This window comes from Mesorhizobium sp. C268A (genome assembly GCF_040324475.1).
Taxonomy (GTDB): Bacteria; Pseudomonadota; Alphaproteobacteria; order Rhizobiales; family Rhizobiaceae; genus Mesorhizobium.
Genome location: NZ_JAMYVX010000001.1, coordinates 1,409,375 through 1,425,733 on the forward strand (window position 1 = coordinate 1,409,375; position 16,359 = coordinate 1,425,733).

Sequence of the window (16,359 nt, forward strand, 5' to 3'; positions counted from 1 at the left end):
GTCCTACCCTTGCGCGCCCTGCTCGCCACGCGATCTCGCGACGTAAGGCAGCACGAACATGTAGAGGCCGCTGAACAGCAGCAGGAATAGCGGCAGCAGCGGCGAATAGACCACCCAGGCCGGAGGTTGCCCGAACGCCATGGTGATGAAATTGGCTGCCACGGTCAGCGTGAAGATGATCGACAGCCAACGATGGGTTTGACGTATCCATTTGCTCAAGTTCATTGCAACTTCCTCTTGAAACCAGCGCCTACCAACGCGCCAGTTGGGTGATCTGGATGAGATTGCCGCAGCTGTCGTTGAGCTGGGCGATAGTCGAGCCGGTCACTTCTGTCGGCGCCATGGCGAACGCACCGCCGCGTCCCTTGATGCGCTCGTAATCACCCTTGACGTCGTCGGTGAACAGCATGAGCGCGGGCTGCCCCTGCTTGAAGATGGCCTGCTGGTAGGCCTTGGCGGCCGGGTTGTCGTTGAGCGCCAGCTGTAGCTCGGCTCCATCGGGCTCATCGGGTGAGATGACGGTCAGCCAACGAAAAGGCCCATTGCTGAAGTCGGCCTTCACGGCAAAGCCCAGCACGTCGGTGTAGAAGCGCAGTGCGTTGTCCTGGTTGTCCACATAGACGCTGGTCAGCTTGATCTTCATCGATTTACTCCTTTTTGCATTCGGTGCCCCGCGATCAGGGCATGGTACCGGCAGGCTTCAATCCGGCTTCGCCAGGACCTGCTCCAGCTTGGTGAGGAATTGCTGCCACCCGGCCCTGGCGCCGCCATAGGCCTGCTTCTGGCTCGGATGGAAGCCCGACTGCTCGACGCGCAGATGGGTTCCCGAGCTCGTGGGTGTGAGCGTGAACGTCACCACGCTCGTCAGATTGTAGGCGGCATCCTCATGCGCAAAATCCCAGCTGTAGGACAGCGTCCTGTTTTGCTCGATGGCCAGCACCTCGCAGTCGAGCACGCCGCCCCAGTCGCCGCGAAGATTGAAGCTGTGGCCGACGACAGGCTTGAAATCGTTCTTCATGAGCCATTCCTCAATCAGATGCGGCTGCGTCAACGCGCGCCAGATCTTCTCCGCCGGCCAGGATATTTCACGTTCGACGACGACGGTGCGCAGCTCGAGATTGCTCACTGGTCCATCCTTTTCAGCAGGCTCTCGAGATCATCGAAGCGGCTCTCCCAGAATCCAGTCATTTGAACTGTCCAGTCGGTCAGCGGGCCAAGTGCCTCGGGCTGCGCGCTGTAGTGGGTCTGGCGTCCGGCGTGGCGGTCACGCACCAGGCCGGCCAGCTTCAGGACGCCGAGATGCTTCGACACCGCCGGTTGCGAGACCCCGGACTGCGCCGTCAGCGCCCCCACGGTCTGCTCACCTTGGCGGCACAAGCGCTCGAAGATGGCCCGCCGGGTCGGGTCGGCAAGCGTTCTGAACAAAGTATCGTGGGCGTCCGGCATCGGGATCAATAACCTGCGAGCTATTGGTTGACGTATAACCGCCGGGATATGGATGAGTCAAGTGCGCTGGCGGAATGGATCGAGATTAAAGCGCAGACGCGACCTGCCGCAGGCGCACGCCTGCAGGATTACGATCGGATCGTTTGGATCTTTCAAAGAGTTGACCGGCACCGTCGCAGCAGCGACGGCGCCCAGGCGCTTAGTTCGTCGCGGGAGCGCGCTTCTTTTTCTTGCCGGACTTCTTGTCCGCCGCCGCCGGCGCGGTGTCGTCATAGCCGGCATAGACAGTGTAATCCCGGGCGGAGGGTTCGGGCACGACGACGTTGGGATCGGTGAACACGAACTGGGTGGCGGTCGAGGGATCGCTGACCTGGATCTGATAGGGGTGGATCTGCGAATAAAGTACGTCGGGGCCGTGCATGACGGCAATGCGGATCGGCATGGTGATGGTGCCGGGGGCGAACAGCGGTCCCGGCACGATCTTGCCGGCAACGCCAACCTTCATCGTCAACTGGCCGTTGGCACGGCTGCAATCGCGGCTCACATCGCTGATCGAGGCCTGGTAGATGATCTTGGCCGGATCCTTGTTCGGATCGACGATGGAGCCGTCAGGCGCCGTCTGCGCGGCGGCAGCGGCCTCGGCATCCTGTGTTGCATCAGCCTTTTTCTTTTTCGGCTGCGGCGCGCCCTTGGCGTAGGTATTGAAGTATGCGGTGCCGTCACGCACCGTCACTTTCGGGCAGTAGGCCTGCAACTGGCTGGCGAGAACCTTGGGATCCTGAGGCGGTATTGGCGCATTCGGGTCGGTCTTCTTGCCGAAACCGAGATTGAGGATGCCATTGTCGCTCGATTGGCAACCGGCGGCGGCAAGCATAAAGCCGGTTAGCGCCAGACCCGCGACAAAGCGACGGTTGAACTTATGAAACGCCATGAAACTGCACTTCCCTCTCGCAAAGTTGGTGACGTATAGCAACGCCACGGCAAAAATGCGACTGAGGCGGCTCGGAAAATTAACCAATTGCCGTGGATGAAACCGGCGGCAGCAATGGACCTTTGACGATGCGCTATGTGAGTACCCGCGGGGATGCGCCCGTGCTTGGATTTGCCGATGCGGTGCTGGCGGGGCTGGCCCGCGACGGCGGGCTTTATGTGCCGCAGACATGGCCGCAGTTTTCGGCAGCCGAGATCCGCGCCATGCGCGGCCTGCCCTATGCGGACCTCGCCATCCGCGTGCTGACGCCCTTCCTCGGCGGCGAGATCGCCGCACCCGTCTTCGAGCGCCTGGTGCGAGAAGCCTATGCCAACTTCCGCCACCGGGCCGTCTGCCCGCTGGTGCAGACCGGCGCCAACACGTTCATCCTCGAGCTCTTCCACGGTCCGACGCTGGCCTTCAAGGACGTTGCCATGCAGCTGCTTGCCCGGCTGATGGACCATGTACTGACTGAGCGTGGCCAGCGCGCCACCATCGTCGGCGCGACCTCGGGTGACACTGGCGGCGCCGCCATCGATGCCTTCGCCGGCCGCGACCGAACTGACATTTTCGTGATGTTCCCGCATGGCCGCGTCTCGCCGGTGCAGCAGCGGCAGATGACGACATCGACTGCCGCCAACGTCCAGGCGCTGGCGATCGAAGGCAATTTCGACGATTGCCAGGGCCTGCTGAAGGATATGTTCAACGATCATCGTTTTCGTGATCGCGTGTCGCTGTCGGGCGTCAATTCGATCAACTGGGCCCGCATCATGGCCCAGATCGTCTATTATTTTTCCTCGGCGCTTTCGCTCGGCGCGCCGGACAGGCCGGTCTCCTTTACCGTGCCGACCGGCAATTTCGGCGATATTTTCGCCGGTTACGCCGCCAAGAAGATGGGCCTGCCGATCGAGCGGCTGATCGTCGCCACCAACGACAACGACATATTGGCGCGCACTTTCGCGACCGGTGAATACCGCACCAAGGGTGTGTTTGCGACGACGTCGCCATCGATGGACATCCAGGTATCGTCGAACTTCGAGCGACTGCTGTTCGAGGCCTGCGACCGTAACGCAGAGACGGTGCGGCGTTACATGGCCGGCCTCAAGCAATCCGGCGCCTTCACCATCGAAACCGCAGAAATCGACCGGATGCGGTCCGAATTCGACGCCGGACGCGCTGATATGGACGAGGTTGCCGCCACCATCCGTTCAACGCTCGAATCCAGCAATTATCTGCTCGATCCGCACACGGCCGCGGCCGTGCATGTCGCCGCCGGCAAGGCTGAGGGTGCAGTGCCGATGGTGGTGCTGGGCACGGCGCACCCGGCCAAGTTCCCGGCCGCGGTCGAAGCCGCCTGCGGCGTGTCGCCGGCCCTGCCGGCATGGCTGGGGTCCTTGATGTCAGCCGACGAAAAGTACACGGTACTTCCATCCGACCTGAAAATGGTGGAAGATTACGTGAGCAGCCACTCAAGGGCAGCGCGTTAGGGAGTACTTGCTATATGGGTGTTGAGGTAAGCCGTCTGTCGAACGGCCTGACAGTCGCCACCGAAACCCTTCCAAGCCTCGAATCCGTTGCCCTTGGCGCCTGGGTCAAGTCCGGCGCCCGCAATGAGCGTGACGACGAGCACGGAATGGCCCATCTGCTCGAGCATATGGCCTTCAAGGGTACGAAAAGGCGGACGGCCTTCGAGATCGCCTCGGAAATCGAGGATGTCGGCGGCGAGATCAATGCCGCCACATCAGTCGAGACGACGTCCTATTACGCCAGGGTGCTGTCCGACGATGTGCCGCTGGCGGTGGATATCCTTGCCGATATCCTGCAGGAGTCCGAATTCGACCCGGAGGAACTGGAGCGCGAGCAGCATGTGATCCTGCAGGAGATCGGCGCCGCGCACGACACGCCCGACGACATCGTCTTCGACCGTTTCACCGAGACCGCCTTCCGCCACCAGACGATCGGCCGCTCGATCCTCGGCACGCCGGAAACCGTCAAATCCTTCACCTCCAAACAGCTGCATGATTTCATCGAGCGCCAGTATGGCGCCGAGAAGATGGTGATCGTGGCGGCCGGCGACATCAAGCATGACAATTTCGTGCGCGAGGTCGAAAAACAGCTCGGCGGTTTCCGCAGCAAGTCCGACAGCACGATGCCCCAATATGCGCAGTATGTCGGAGGCGATTTCCGCGAAGATCGCGACCTGATGGACGCGCAGATCGTGCTCGGCTTCGAAGGCCGAGCCTATCATGTGCGCGATTTCTACGCTTCGCAGGTGCTGTCGATGATCCTCGGCGGCGGCATGTCGTCCCGGCTGTTCCAGGAGGTCCGCGAAAAGCGTGGCCTGTGCTATTCGGTCTATGCCTTCCACTGGGGTTTTTCCGATACCGGCATCTTCGGCGTTCATGCCGCGACCGGGCAGAGCGACATTGCCGAACTGGTTCCGGTCATTATCGACGAGCTGCAGAAGGCCGGCGAGAATATCCTTCAGGAAGAGCTCGACCGCGCCCGCGCGCAATACCGCGCCGGCCTGATCATGTCGGCTGAAAGCCCGGCCAGCCGCGCCTCGCAGATCGCCAGGCAGTTGCTTCTGTTCGGCCGGCCGATCGCCAAGGAGGAGTTGATGGAACGGCTGTCGGCGCTGACCGTCGAGCGGCTGACCGACCTGTCGTCACGGCTGTTTTCGACCAAGCCGACGCTGACTGCGGTTGGACCGGTGGGTACGCTCGCGCCCTATGAGGCGATTCTCGATTCGCTTGCGGGCACGCACACCACGGCCCGCAAGCTCGCCGTCTAAGCCTTCAAGCGCCGGTGTTCGCGCTCCCTTTCTTTCGCCGTGACCTGCCGGCACTGAAAGGCGACCGGGTCATGCTGCGCGTGCCCTACACCAACGACTATCGCGAATGGTCGGCGGTGCGCGGCGAAAGCCGTGCCTTCCTCGAACCGTGGGAGCCGCGCTGGACGCCCGATGAACTCGACCGCACCGCCTGGCGGCTGCGCATCGGCCGCTACCGCGAAGACTATGCGCAGGGAACCGCCATCGCCTTCTTCATCTTCGAGAAGGCGAGCGGCAAGCTTGCAGGCGGCATTACGCTCGGCAATATCCGCCACGGCGTCTCGCAAAGCGGCCATGTCGGCTACTGGATCGGGGAGCGGTTCGGCGGCCGCGGCCTGATGACCGACGCGGTCAAGGTGGTCTGCCGCTTCGCCTTCGATACGCTGAGGTTGCACCGGATCGAAGCTGCCTGTATTCCCGACAATGTCCGGTCGATCCGCGTGCTTGAAAAAGCCGGATTCCGGCGCGAAGGACTTCTGCGATCCTACCTCAGGATCAACGGCATCTGGCAGGACCACTACCTCTACGCCCGGATCGCGGACGATCCGCCGGGCGCTGGAACGAAGGACTGATTTTTGACGAATTTCCTGCGAAACGGGTCGCTGTTGGCCTTTTTTCTGGCGGCTGTCGTCACGCTTTGCGCGGCGCTCCCGGCCTTCGCCGTCGAACCGATCAAGATTGCCCGCGACGATGTCGCGCTCGACCTGTCGCGCGCCGTCCAGATCTACGTCAATCAGGGCGAAAACTTCCAGGTGTCGACCGCGCCCGGTCCCGACGGCATCGTGCGGCGCATCGAGGTCGAGGCCAATGACGCGCGCTCGAGCGGCGACTGGGCGGTGTTCGCGCTCGCCAACACCACCGACCAGCAGCTCGACCGGCTGATCGTGGCGCCGCATTTCAGGCTGGTGAATTCCGGCATCTTCTGGCCCGATCTCGGCGCCACCCGCATCGCCGCGATCACACCCAGCGAGGGCTTCGCGCTCGACCGCCAGTCAAGCTCCGACGCCGACGTGTTCCGGGTGACGCTGAACCCGGGAACGGTGATCACCTTCATCGCCGAACTCGCCTCGCCGAAGCTGCCGCAGGTCTATCTATGGGAGCCGGAAGCCTACAAGGACTCGGTCAATTCCTATACGCTGTTCCGCGGCATCGTCATCGGCATTGCCGGCCTTCTGGCGCTGTTCCTGACAATTCTGTTCGTGGTCAAGGGAACCTCGATGTTTCCGGCGACAGCCGCACTTGCGTGGGCGGTACTTGCCTATATCTGCGTCGATTTCGGCTTTCTAAACAAGATCATAGAGATATCGCCCGGGAACGAGCAGATGTGGCGGGCGGGAACGGAGGTGGCGCTTGCGGCGACCTTCGTGGTGTTCCTGTTCGCCTATCTCAACCTCAACCGATGGCACGGCCATTTCAGCTATGGCGCGCTGGTCTGGATTCTCGGCCTGGTGCTGATCGCGGGTGTGGCCATCATCGATCCGGCCGTCGCCGCCGGTATTGCCCGGCTGTCCTTTGCCGCCACCGCGCTGACCGGGCTCGGCCTCATCATCCTGCTCGGTCTTCGTGGTTACGACCGTGCGATCATGCTGGTGCCCAGTTGGGTGATGGTGCTGCTATGGCTGTGCGGGTCGTGGATGGCGATCACCGGCATGCTCGACAACGACATCGCCCAGCCGGCATTGGGCGGCGGGCTGATCCTGATCATCCTTTTGATCGGCTTCACCGTCATGCAGCATGCCTTTGCCGGCGGCGCGCTGCATCAGGGCCTGTTCTCCGATCTCGAGCGCCAGGCGCTGGCCGTCGCCGGTTCCGGCGACACGGTGTGGGACTGGGACGTGCTGCGCGACCGCGTCGTCACCAAGCCCGACGTCAGCATCCAGCTTGGCCTGGCGCCCAACAGCCTGGGGGGTGCGGCCCGCAACTGGCTGCCGGTGCTGCATGCCGACGACCGCGACACGTTCCGCACCACGCTCGACGTGGTGCTCGAACATCGGCGCGGCCGGGTCTCGCAGAATTTCCGCCTGCGCGGCGCCGACGGGCACTACCACTGGTTCTTGCTTCGGGCGCGGCCGGTGATCGGCTCGGATGGCGAAGTGATTCGCTGCGTCGGCACCATGGTCGACGTTACCGAGCAGAAAAAGTCCGAGGAAAGGCTGCTGCACGATGCCGTTCACGACAATCTGACCGGCCTGCCCAACCGCGAACTTCTGATGAACCGGCTGGAAGCCATCATCTCGATCGCGCGTACCGAAGAGAAGGTGCGCCCCACCGTCTTCGTCATCGACATCGACCGTTTCAAGCAGGTCAATGACGGGCTTGGCATCTCGGCCGGCGACACCATCCTGCTCACCATTGCGCGCCGCTTGCACCGGCTGTTGAAACCGAAGGATTCGCTGTCGCGCTTTGCCGGTGACCAGTTCGCCCTGATGCTGCTCTCCGAACAGGAACCCTCCCGCATCGCGGCGGTGGCAGACGCCATCAAGCACGCCATCAACAACCCGATCACCTTCGCCAAGCGCGAGATCGTGCTGACTGCCTCGATCGGCCTGATCACCTGGACCTCGGCGCAGACTTCGGCAGAAGACATGGTCAAGGACGCCGAGCTTGCCATGCACCAGGCCAAGCGCTTCGGCGGCGACAGGATCGAACCGTTCCGGCCGGCCTTCCGCACCGTCGGCACCGACCGGCTGCAATTCGAATCCGATCTGCGCCGCGCCATCGAGCGGCGCGAATTCACCCTTGCCTACCAGCCGATCGTGCGGCTGGAGGATGGCAGCATTGCCGGCTTCGAAGCGCTGCTGCGTTGGGACCATCCGCGCCGCGGCATGATCCCGCCGGGCGATTTCATTCCGGTCGCCGAAAGCTGCGGCCTGATCGTGCAGCTTGGGCTGTTTGCCATGCAGCAGGCGGCCGAGGACCTCGCCGGCTGGCAAAAGCAGATCGGCGACACGCCGCTGTCGGTGTCGGTCAATCTGTCCAGCCGCCAGCTGATCCGCCGCGACCTGGTCAGCGATGTCCGCTCGGTCATCGCGCGCGCCAATCTGAAGCCGCGCTGCTTCCGGCTCGAACTTACCGAATCGCTGGTCATGGACAATCCAGAGCAAACCTCGCATGTGCTGACCAAGCTCAAACAGCTCGGCATCGGCCTGTCGCTGGACGATTTCGGCACCGGCTATTCCTCGCTCGCCTATCTGACCCGCTTCCCCTTCGACACCATCAAGATCGACAAGAGCTTCGTCGACGACGCGACGCCGAAGCGGGCGGTGCTGCTCAAATCCATGGTCAACATGGCGCATGAACTCGGCCTGTCGGTGGTGGCCGAGGGCATCTCCGACGAAAGCGATGCGCTGGAACTGCGCCAGATGGGCTGCGAATATGTGCAAAGCTTCATGTTCGGCGCGCCGATGCCAGGCGACCAGGTGCTGAAGGCGTTGAAAGAGCAGTACCCGATGACGCAGGCGTGATGGGTGAGGCATGCGTCGTGCAGGCGCGTGGTTACATTGGAATGAACCCCTAAAATTAGCTGAAGCGACCGCGCCTTCGTCATCCTGGGGCGAAGCAAGGAGCGCAGCGACGCAGCGCAGACCCTAGGATGACGAAAGTGGCGGGCGGCTTCGGCTAGTCGCGAAGGTTCGGCGGAACGTCGGCAAATGCGAGGCCTCAGGCGTGCCCCGCGGCCAGGCTCAGATGCGCCAGATCAATCCCGATCGATGCCAGGATGCGGTCGTATTTGCGCTCGATGTCGGCGTCGAACAGAAGCTCGGGCGTCGCCGGACAGGTCAGCCAGCCATTCTCGGCGATCTCGGTTTCCAGCTGGCCGGCGCCCCAGCCGGAATAGCCGAGCGCCATCAATGCGCGCCGCGGGCCGCGGCCGGACGAGATGGCGCGCAATATGTCGACCGTCGCGGTCAGGCAGATATCGTCGGAGACGGTGAGCGAGGATTCCACCCGGTAGTCGCCCGAGTGCAGGACGAAGCCGCGGCTGCGGTCGACGGGGCCGCCATTGCGCACGACGAAGTCGCGAGCCTGCGCCGGCAGCCTGATCGCCTCCTGCTCGTTCATGATGCCGAGCTGCACCAGAAGATCGGGAAACAGCATCTGCTGCGTCTGGTTGATGATCAGGCCCATGGCGCCTTCATCGCTGTGCGCACAGATGTAGATGACCGAGCGCGTGAAGCGATCGTCCTTCATGCCGGGCATGGCAATCAGAAACTGGTCGTCAAGAAAGCCGCGTCCACCGGCCGTCTTTTTGTGGCGCAACAAGTCCATGGACGGGAGCGTAACGCGTTTCCGGGACGCCGAAAAGATGCGCCGCGTGCGATTCGGCCAAAGCCCAACGGTTGGAACAACGGAATCTTGACTGCGAACTTTGCTCGGCCGATTGCTTGAATCCAACTGTTCCTTGCCCGAAGGTCACGCAAATATGATACGCAGAGCGCCATGAAAACATTGCGCGGCCATGAACTGACGATCAAATCAACGCCATGCAAAGCTTGAAAATCCTGCTGCTCGGCGCCGCCATCGGATGCGGAGCAGCTATTCCCGCCGCCGCCTCGTCTTCCGACTGGTACAACAGCGAAGGGGGCAAGGTGCGGCTGGTGACATCAGGCAAGGCCGACGAGGCAGGCCGCATCCATGGCGTGCTCGACATCGCGCTCAAGCCCGGCTGGAAGACCTATTGGCGTGATCCGGGCGACGCCGGCGTGCCGCCGCAGATCGACGTTTCGGCCAGCACCAACATCACCGATGCGGCGTTTTCCTTCCCGCCGCCGCAACGCCATGACGACGGCTACGGCAAATGGGCCGGCTACAACCATCCGGTCTCGCTGCCGGTGACATTCACTTTGTCGTCGCCTGGGGATGCGGCCGTCATCGATGCCGACATCTTTCTCGGCATCTGCGAGACGATCTGTATTCCGGTGCAGACGCGACTGAGCGTCGATCCCGCCGCCGATCCCGACAATGCCGAGGATGCGGCGCTGGTGAAGGCGGCACTCGCCACCTTGCCCGCGCCTGCCAAGCCCGATTTCGGGATCAAGGTGCTGCCGGGCGACCATGAGACGCTGATCGTCGAGGCGACTTTTCCCGGCGATCCGGAGGCGGCGGATTTATTCGTCGCCGGGGGTCGCGACTATATGTTCGGGGCGCCTGCGCGCAACGAGAAGGACGGCCGGCTTGTGTTTACCATTCCGATCCTCGACCGGCCGTCGACGACACCGACCGATGGCGGGTTGTATTACACCCTGACAAGTGCCGAAGGCGCGGTCGAGGGCGTTCTGCCGTTTCCCTGATACCGACCCGATCCAGGCTTTCCCTTGATCCAGGCCTTGTCGGCGGTTGCGGGAGATGGCCGATTTCGCTATCGCAAGAAACCTTCCCTGCTTTTCACACGAGGACCATCATGACGATTGCCGTTGGCGACAAACTGCCCGATGCGACCTTCAAGGAAATGACCGCCGACGGCGCCAAGGTGATCACCTCGGCCGAGATTTTCGCGGGCAAGAAGGTCGTGCTGTTCGGTGTTCCAGGCGCCTTCACGCCGACCTGCAGCAACAATCATCTGCCGGGCTATCTCGAGAACCACGATGCCATCCTGGCCCGCGGCGTCGACACCATCGCCGTCGTGTCCGTCAACGATGTCCATGTCATGGGCGCCTGGGCCAATTTCACCGGCGGTCAAGGCAAGATCCTCTATCTCGCCGACGGCAATGGCGACTTCGCCAAGTCGATCGGCCTCGACTCCGACTATTCCAGCGGCGGCATGGGATTGCGCTCGAAGCGCTTCTCGATGATCGTCGACAACGGCAAGGTCACGGCGCTCAATGTCGAGACCAAGCCAGGAGTCGACACATCGGGTGCCGCTCACATTCTGAGCCAGCTCTAAACCGCGGCGGCCGCCTCGGCTCATGAGCGCCATGGCCTGACGACCACGCGCTTCCAGCCGGATTGCCTGCTTTGGGGGACATCGACGATGTTTGACATCATCTGGCGCAGCATTGCGATTGGCATCGGCGCCACGGTGCTGATGGATCTTTGGGCGCTGTTCCTGCATCTGGCGCTCAGCCAGCCGCGGCCGAACTGGGGGCCGCCCGGCCGCTGGGTCTGGCACCTTAGGGAAGGCAAGGTTTTCCACGACGATATCGCCCAAGCCGCACCCTATGCGCATGAGCAGGCGCTGGGCTGGGCTTTCCACTATGTTACCGGCATCGTCTACGGCTTCATCCTGGTGGCGCTGGTGGGCAGGGCATGGCTGGACGCGCCGACCTTCCTGCCGGCCTTCATCCTCGGCATGGTCACCATCGGCGCCGGCTGGTTCCTGCTGGCGCCCGGCATGGGCGCCGGCTGGGCCGCCTCAAAGCGCCCCAACGCGATACAGATCCGCGCCTTCAACGTGATCTCGCACACGGTGTTCGCGCTCGGCCTCTACGGCACGGCCCTGCTGATCCGCTGAGGACGGGTTCTATCCGCTGGTCGCGCGCGGCTTCATCGCGGCTACGGTATCGATGATCTCCTGACATCCGCTTTAGCGCGGCGCCAGACTGTCTATCGGCCGCCATCCGTGGACGACGCGGCGCGTGCCGACATCATAGGCGAAGTAATTACCACCGCCGGCCGGCTGGTCCGCCGCGCGGCTGATTGCGCGGCCGCTGAGCGAGAGCAGCAGCAATGTTCCGACGCCGCCATGGCCGACGAAGGCAATGTCGCCGCCATCGGCAGCACCCAGCACCGTTTCGACCTCGCTGACAATGCGTTGCTGGGCATCGATGGCCCGCTCCCAGCCGCGGATGCTTTTGTGCGGGTCGGCGAAGAACTGGTCGGCGACCGCCTCGAACTCCGGCGGCGGCAGGAAGCCGGTTGCCGACCGATCGTTCTCATGCATGCGCTCCCTCACCTCGACCGCGAGGCCGAGGTGTTTGCCAAGAATCTCGGCGGTTTCGATCGCCTTGCGCTCGGCCGACGAGACGACACGGCGGATCGATCCGACCCATGGCTGATCGAGCATGGCTGATGCTCGCGCTCGTCCGATCTCGGATAGCCCCCAGTGCGGCACGGGAACGTTGGCATCGATCTGAACCTGGGGATGGGTGATGTAGTATACGATCGGCATGAGTGAGATCCCCTGCCGATAGCTTGAGCTCAATAGCTTTGGGTCGAGCGCCGTGCCCGTGGCGCCGGCTGCTTCTCGGATGCCGCCGGCTTCAGCGCCACTTTCGGCGCCGCAGGTTTGGCTGAGCCCCTCTTGAACGGCGCCATACCTTCCCTTGCGAGTTCGTCGGCGCGTTCGTTCTCGGTGTGGCCGGCATGGCCCTTGACCCAGTTCCAGGTCACCTTGTGGCGCCGATTGGCCTCATCCAGCGCCTGCCACAGTTCACCGTTCTTGACCGGCTTCTTGTCAGCGGTCTTCCAGCCGTTTTTCTTCCAGCCGTGGATCCATTTGGAGATACCGTCCATGACATATTTGCTGTCGGTGTGAAGCTCGACGGCGCACGGCTCCTTCAGCGCATTCAGCGCCGAGATGGCGGCCAGCAGCTCCATACGGTTATTGGTCGTCTCGGCCTCGCCGCCCGACAATTCCCTGGTCTTGCCGTTGAAGCGCAGGATGGCGCCCCAGCCGCCGGGACCGGGATTGCCCGAGCAGGCGCCGTCGGTGAAGATTTCAACCTGCTTGGTCATGTCAGTCCGTATTCCGAAGGCGACCTGATCGCGCGGTGGAAGCGCATGCGGCGGATATATTCGGTCGGATCGCGCTTCATGACCAGCCCGCCCTCTGGAACCGTCAGCCAGTCATAGAGCCGGGTCAGCATGAAGCGCAGCGCCGAACCGCGCGAAAGCATCGGCAGCGCTGCTTTCTCGCCATCGCTCAAAGGCCGCACGCTCTGATAGCCGGCCAGCAGCGCCGTGCCTTTGGTCAGGTTGAAGGAGAAATCCTTCTCGAAACACCAGGCGTTGAGACAGGTGGCGACATCATAGGCGTAGAGGTCGTGGCAGGCGAAATAGAAGTCGATGAGGCCGGACAGTTTCTCGCCGAGGAAGAAGACATTGTCGGGAAACAGATCGGCATGGATGATGCCGGCAGGAAGGCCCTGCGGCCAATGGCGTTCGAAATCCGCGAAATCGGCGTCGACCTCGGCCGCCAGTCCCGGCTCGACCTCGTCGGCTCGGTCGCGCGAGGCGTTCCACAATTTGCGCCAGCCCTCGATGGCCAGTGCGTTGTCACGCGTCATCGCAAAATCCTGCCCGGCCAAATGCAGGGCGGCGAGCGCCTTGCCGACCTCGGCGCAATGCGCCGCTGTCGGCCGCCGCAGCGACAGGCCTTCGAGGAAGGTGATGATGACCGCGGGACGGCCGGCCAGCGTGCCGATGACGGTGCCGTCATGCGCGGTCACCGGCAGCGGGCAGGAAATGCCTTTGCGGGCGAGATGGCCCATCAGGCCGAGGAAGAACGGCAGGTCGGCCTTGTCGACGCGCTTCTCGTAGAGCGTCAGTATGTAAGAGCCGCTTGAGGTGTGCAGCAGGAAATTCGAATTCTCCGTGCCTTCGGCGATACCCTTGTAGGACAAGAGTTCGCCGACTGGATATGCCCTCAGGAACGCGCCGAGTTCGCCCTCATTGACGTCGGTGTAGACCGCCATGGGCTGTTCACGCGGCTCCGTTGACGAAGGCCATGTCGGCCCGCGTCAGTTCGACATCGCGCAGAACCCGCATGACTGGAAAATCCTCCGTTTCGGTGGCCGTGATCGCCAGGTCGATGTTCACCTCGAAGCGCTGGCGGAAGGCGTCGATGATCTCGTCGACGATGATCTCCGGCGCCGACGCGCCGGCAGACAGGCCGAGCGTCGAGATATTCGTGATGTCATTCCACGGAATTTCGGCGGCGCGCTGTACGAGAAGCGACATGGTGGCGCCGGCGCGCTCCGCCACTTCGACAAGACGGCGCGAATTGGAGGAATTGGGCGCACCGACGATCAGATAGAGATCGGCGCCGGCGGCGGTTTCCTTGACCGCTTCCTGGCGGTTGGTGGTGGCGTAGCAGATCGATTCGGCGGCCGGTGCATGCAGTTGCGGGAAGCGCTCCTGCAGCACCCGCAATATGCCGGCAGTGTCTTCGACCGACAACGTTGTCTGGCTTACGAAGCCGAGCGCTTCCGGGTCGGCGGGGGCAAAGGTCCCAGCGTCGGCTTCGGTCTCGATCAGCGTGACGGCGCCTTCAGCCAGTTGGCCCATGGTGCCGATCACTTCGGGATGGCCGGCATGGCCGATCAGAAGCACATGGCGGCCGAGCCGCTGATGGCGCATCGCCTGCTTGTGCACCTTGGACACCAGCGGGCAGGTGGCGTCGAGATAGAAGAGCTCGCGTGCCTTGGCGTCGGCCGGCACCGATTTCGGCACGCCGTGGGCTGAGAAGACAACCGGCGACTTGCGGTGCTCGGCCGGGATTTCCGAGAGTTCCTCGATGAAAACCGCGCCAAGGCTTTGCAGGCCCTCGACGACATAGCGGTTGTGCACGATCTCGTGGCGGACATAGACCGGCGCGCCGTATTTCTTCAACGCCAGCACGACGATCTGGATCGCGCGGTCGACACCGGCGCAAAAGCCGCGCGGCTGGCAGAGCCGGATCGTCAGCGGTGGTTTTGTGGCGGTCTGCAGCATGATTCCAGATCGGTTGATCGTATCGTTTGGCGAAATGAGGTGTGCACCCCTGCCCTGTCAAGGGCAGTTGGATCAGGTTGAATGGTCAACCTGATCTAACTCTTTGTTGGAGCATGATCTTGTCCGAAACCGGTTCCCACTTTTCGGGATCATGCTCTGGATCATTCAGTCTTTGCCGGACGGCGCAGCCTGATGATCAGAACCGCGGCAAGAGCCGCCGCCAGGCCATACCAGGTGAAGGCATATTGCAGATGAGAATTCGGCAGGTCGATGATGGTGACGCCGCCGACCGGCAGCCCGCCCGGGTTCGGCGTCTTGTCGGCGTCGATGAAGATCGGCACCAGCACGGCACCGGCCGGCAGGCCGGCACTCGCCGCCATGACGTCACGATCCTTCCAATAGAAGATGTTCTTGGCCACGTCATTGTCGGGCAGCATCATCGACGGCTTGGCCGGCAGCGGGTTGCGCGCCAGGCCGGTGACCGTGACCTTGCCGGTCACCTGCCCTTGCGGGCGCTTGGCGGCATCCTTGACATCATAGGGAACGAAGCCGCGGTTGATCAGGACATAGCGGCCATCGTCGAGGGCCAGCGGGGTATAGACGTTGAAGCCGGCGTCGCCGTCCCATGTGGCGTAGAAATGCCGCTCGCCGGAGTGCAGGAACGTCCCGCTGACGGTGACCGGCGTGTAGTCGACATCACCGGTGGCGGCGAATTCCTTCTCGACGTCCGCCAGCGGCTGCGGCGCTGAATGGGTGCGCTGGTCGATGGTCTGCAGAAGGGCTTCCTTCCAGTACAGGCGCTGCACCTGCCATGTGCCAAGCCCGAGCAGGATGACGAACACCACCAGGCCGAGGCCGAGCAGCAATGCCGTCTTCGGCCGCGAGCGGCCGGCGGGCTTGGTCAGCGCCTCGCTCATTGCCCCTGGTCCAGGCGGCCTTCGGCCGCCTTGTTGGCGTATTGAAGCGTCAGCAGCACCCCCTTGATCAACCTCAGCGCCGTCAGGCACAGTCCCACGGCCAGCGGTATCCAGATGATGAAATGCAGCCAGAGCGGCGGGCTCAGCGTGACCTCCACCCACAGCGCCAGCCCCACGACGATGAAGCCGATGATCAGGATGACGAACACCGCCGGGCCGTCGCCGGCATCGGCGTAGGAATAGTCGAGGCCGCAATTGTTGCAGCGCTTGCCGACGGTGAGGAAGCCGGAAAACAGCCGTCCTTCGCCGCAGCGCGGGCAGCGTCCGTGCAGGCCGGCCGAGATCGGCTCAATGGGTGGCCAGATCGCCCTATCTTCACTCATGGATAGTCATGCTTTACGGCTCGATTTCGATCAGCGTTCCATCCGGCACCATAGTCCAGATTTCGTCCATGTCGCAGTCGGTAACCCCAATGCAGCCATCGGTCCAGTCGACCAATTGAAGCAGCCAGCCCGACCAGCCGAATCCGTTGGCCATTGATG

20 protein-coding genes are annotated in these 16,359 nt (G+C 63.0%); 7 read left to right on the forward strand and 13 right to left on the reverse strand.

Translation table 11 applies throughout. The features are described 5' to 3' along the window. Positions 1-3: 3 nt before the first annotated feature. The 5 genes from NKL06_RS07025 to NKL06_RS07045 form a co-directional block, all read right to left on the reverse strand. Entirely contained in the window at positions 4-225 is a 222-nt protein-coding gene (locus NKL06_RS07025; RefSeq protein ID WP_023668396.1) for a hypothetical protein, read from the reverse strand. 25 nt (positions 226-250) lie between these two features. After that, positions 251-643, reverse strand: a complete 393-nt coding sequence (locus tag NKL06_RS07030; protein ID WP_023692061.1) for a VOC family protein — start codon at positions 641-643, stop codon at positions 251-253. 57 nt (positions 644-700) lie between these two features. Then, entirely contained in the window at positions 701-1,126 is a 426-nt protein-coding gene (locus NKL06_RS07035) for an SRPBCC family protein (RefSeq protein ID WP_023692062.1), read from the reverse strand. Further along, the gene (locus NKL06_RS07040; RefSeq protein WP_023692063.1) at positions 1,123-1,446 is read right to left on the reverse strand and encodes an ArsR/SmtB family transcription factor; all 324 of its coding nucleotides are present in this window, start codon (positions 1,444-1,446) and stop codon (positions 1,123-1,125) included. Before NKL06_RS07040 ends, NKL06_RS07035 begins: the two co-directional genes overlap by 4 nt. Before the next feature lie 199 nt (positions 1,447-1,645). Next, the gene (locus tag NKL06_RS07045; RefSeq protein ID WP_023692064.1) at positions 1,646-2,377 is read right to left on the reverse strand and encodes a hypothetical protein; all 732 of its coding nucleotides are present in this window, start codon (positions 2,375-2,377) and stop codon (positions 1,646-1,648) included. Positions 2,378-2,505: 128 nt separating this feature from the next. Here NKL06_RS07045 and thrC point away from each other — a divergent pair, with 128 nt between their 5' ends. From thrC to NKL06_RS07065, 4 genes are read left to right on the forward strand one after another with little or no spacing between them, the layout of a single operon-like run. Next, positions 2,506-3,903 carry a threonine synthase gene (gene thrC / locus NKL06_RS07050; protein WP_023692065.1) on the forward strand — a complete coding sequence of 466 codons (1,398 nt, stop codon included), beginning with the start codon at positions 2,506-2,508 and terminating at the stop codon, positions 3,901-3,903. A gap of 14 nt (positions 3,904-3,917) precedes the next feature. Beyond that, positions 3,918-5,210 (forward strand): M16 family metallopeptidase, encoded by a 1,293-nt coding sequence (locus tag NKL06_RS07055; protein ID WP_023668402.1) that lies wholly within the window; start codon positions 3,918-3,920, stop codon positions 5,208-5,210. A gap of 14 nt (positions 5,211-5,224) precedes the next feature. Continuing rightward, positions 5,225-5,821, forward strand: coding sequence for a GNAT family N-acetyltransferase (locus NKL06_RS07060; protein WP_023668403.1), 597 nt, complete (start codon positions 5,225-5,227; stop codon positions 5,819-5,821). A gap of 3 nt (positions 5,822-5,824) precedes the next feature. After that, a complete protein-coding gene (locus tag NKL06_RS07065) occupies positions 5,825-8,713 on the forward strand; it encodes an EAL domain-containing protein (protein ID WP_023692066.1) in 2,889 nt (962 codons plus the stop codon). Positions 8,714-8,909: 196 nt separating this feature from the next. Here the strand turns inward: NKL06_RS07065 and NKL06_RS07070 are convergent, their stop codons facing one another. Next, the gene (locus NKL06_RS07070; protein WP_023668405.1) at positions 8,910-9,518 is read right to left on the reverse strand and encodes a YqgE/AlgH family protein; all 609 of its coding nucleotides are present in this window, start codon (positions 9,516-9,518) and stop codon (positions 8,910-8,912) included. A gap of 215 nt (positions 9,519-9,733) precedes the next feature. Between NKL06_RS07070 and NKL06_RS07075 the strand changes: the two genes are divergently transcribed. The 3 genes from NKL06_RS07075 (at position 9,734) to NKL06_RS07085 (ending at position 11,700) form a co-directional block, all read left to right on the forward strand. After that, a complete protein-coding gene (locus tag NKL06_RS07075) occupies positions 9,734-10,540 on the forward strand; it encodes a protein-disulfide reductase DsbD domain-containing protein (RefSeq protein WP_023692067.1) in 807 nt (268 codons plus the stop codon). A 110-nt stretch (positions 10,541-10,650) separates the two neighbouring features. Next, positions 10,651-11,133: a peroxiredoxin gene (locus tag NKL06_RS07080; protein WP_023668407.1), complete on the forward strand. Its 483-nt coding sequence runs from the start codon at positions 10,651-10,653 to the stop codon at positions 11,131-11,133. Between the two features lie 87 nt (positions 11,134-11,220). Further along, positions 11,221-11,700: a DUF2938 domain-containing protein gene (locus tag NKL06_RS07085; RefSeq protein WP_023692068.1), complete on the forward strand. Its 480-nt coding sequence runs from the start codon at positions 11,221-11,223 to the stop codon at positions 11,698-11,700. Between the two features lie 72 nt (positions 11,701-11,772). Here NKL06_RS07085 and NKL06_RS07090 read toward each other — a convergent pair whose 3' ends face one another. From NKL06_RS07090 to NKL06_RS07120, 7 genes are all read right to left on the reverse strand, one after another. Then, the gene (locus NKL06_RS07090) at positions 11,773-12,357 is read right to left on the reverse strand and encodes a histidine phosphatase family protein (protein ID WP_023692069.1); all 585 of its coding nucleotides are present in this window, start codon (positions 12,355-12,357) and stop codon (positions 11,773-11,775) included. A 29-nt stretch (positions 12,358-12,386) separates the two neighbouring features. Further along, complete coding sequence (gene rnhA, locus NKL06_RS07095) at positions 12,387-12,923, reverse strand: ribonuclease HI (protein WP_023692070.1); 537 nt, start codon at positions 12,921-12,923, stop codon at positions 12,387-12,389. Beyond that, the gene (locus tag NKL06_RS07100) at positions 12,920-13,882 is read right to left on the reverse strand and encodes a homoserine kinase (RefSeq protein ID WP_023668411.1); all 963 of its coding nucleotides are present in this window, start codon (positions 13,880-13,882) and stop codon (positions 12,920-12,922) included. Before NKL06_RS07100 ends, rnhA begins: the two co-directional genes overlap by 4 nt. 7 nt (positions 13,883-13,889) lie before the next feature. Then, entirely contained in the window at positions 13,890-14,900 is a 1,011-nt protein-coding gene (gene ispH, locus NKL06_RS07105; RefSeq protein ID WP_023692071.1) for a 4-hydroxy-3-methylbut-2-enyl diphosphate reductase, read from the reverse strand. 161 nt (positions 14,901-15,061) lie between these two features. Next, positions 15,062-15,817, reverse strand: coding sequence for an SURF1 family protein (locus NKL06_RS07110; protein ID WP_023692072.1), 756 nt, complete (start codon positions 15,815-15,817; stop codon positions 15,062-15,064). Beyond that, positions 15,814-16,200 carry a DUF983 domain-containing protein gene (locus tag NKL06_RS07115; protein WP_023685423.1) on the reverse strand — a complete coding sequence of 129 codons (387 nt, stop codon included), beginning with the start codon at positions 16,198-16,200 and terminating at the stop codon, positions 15,814-15,816. Before NKL06_RS07115 ends, NKL06_RS07110 begins: the two co-directional genes overlap by 4 nt. Positions 16,201-16,213: 13 nt before the next feature. Then, entirely contained in the window at positions 16,214-16,354 is a 141-nt protein-coding gene (locus NKL06_RS07120) for a L,D-transpeptidase family protein (RefSeq protein ID WP_023668415.1), read from the reverse strand. Positions 16,355-16,359: the final 5 nt, after the last annotated feature.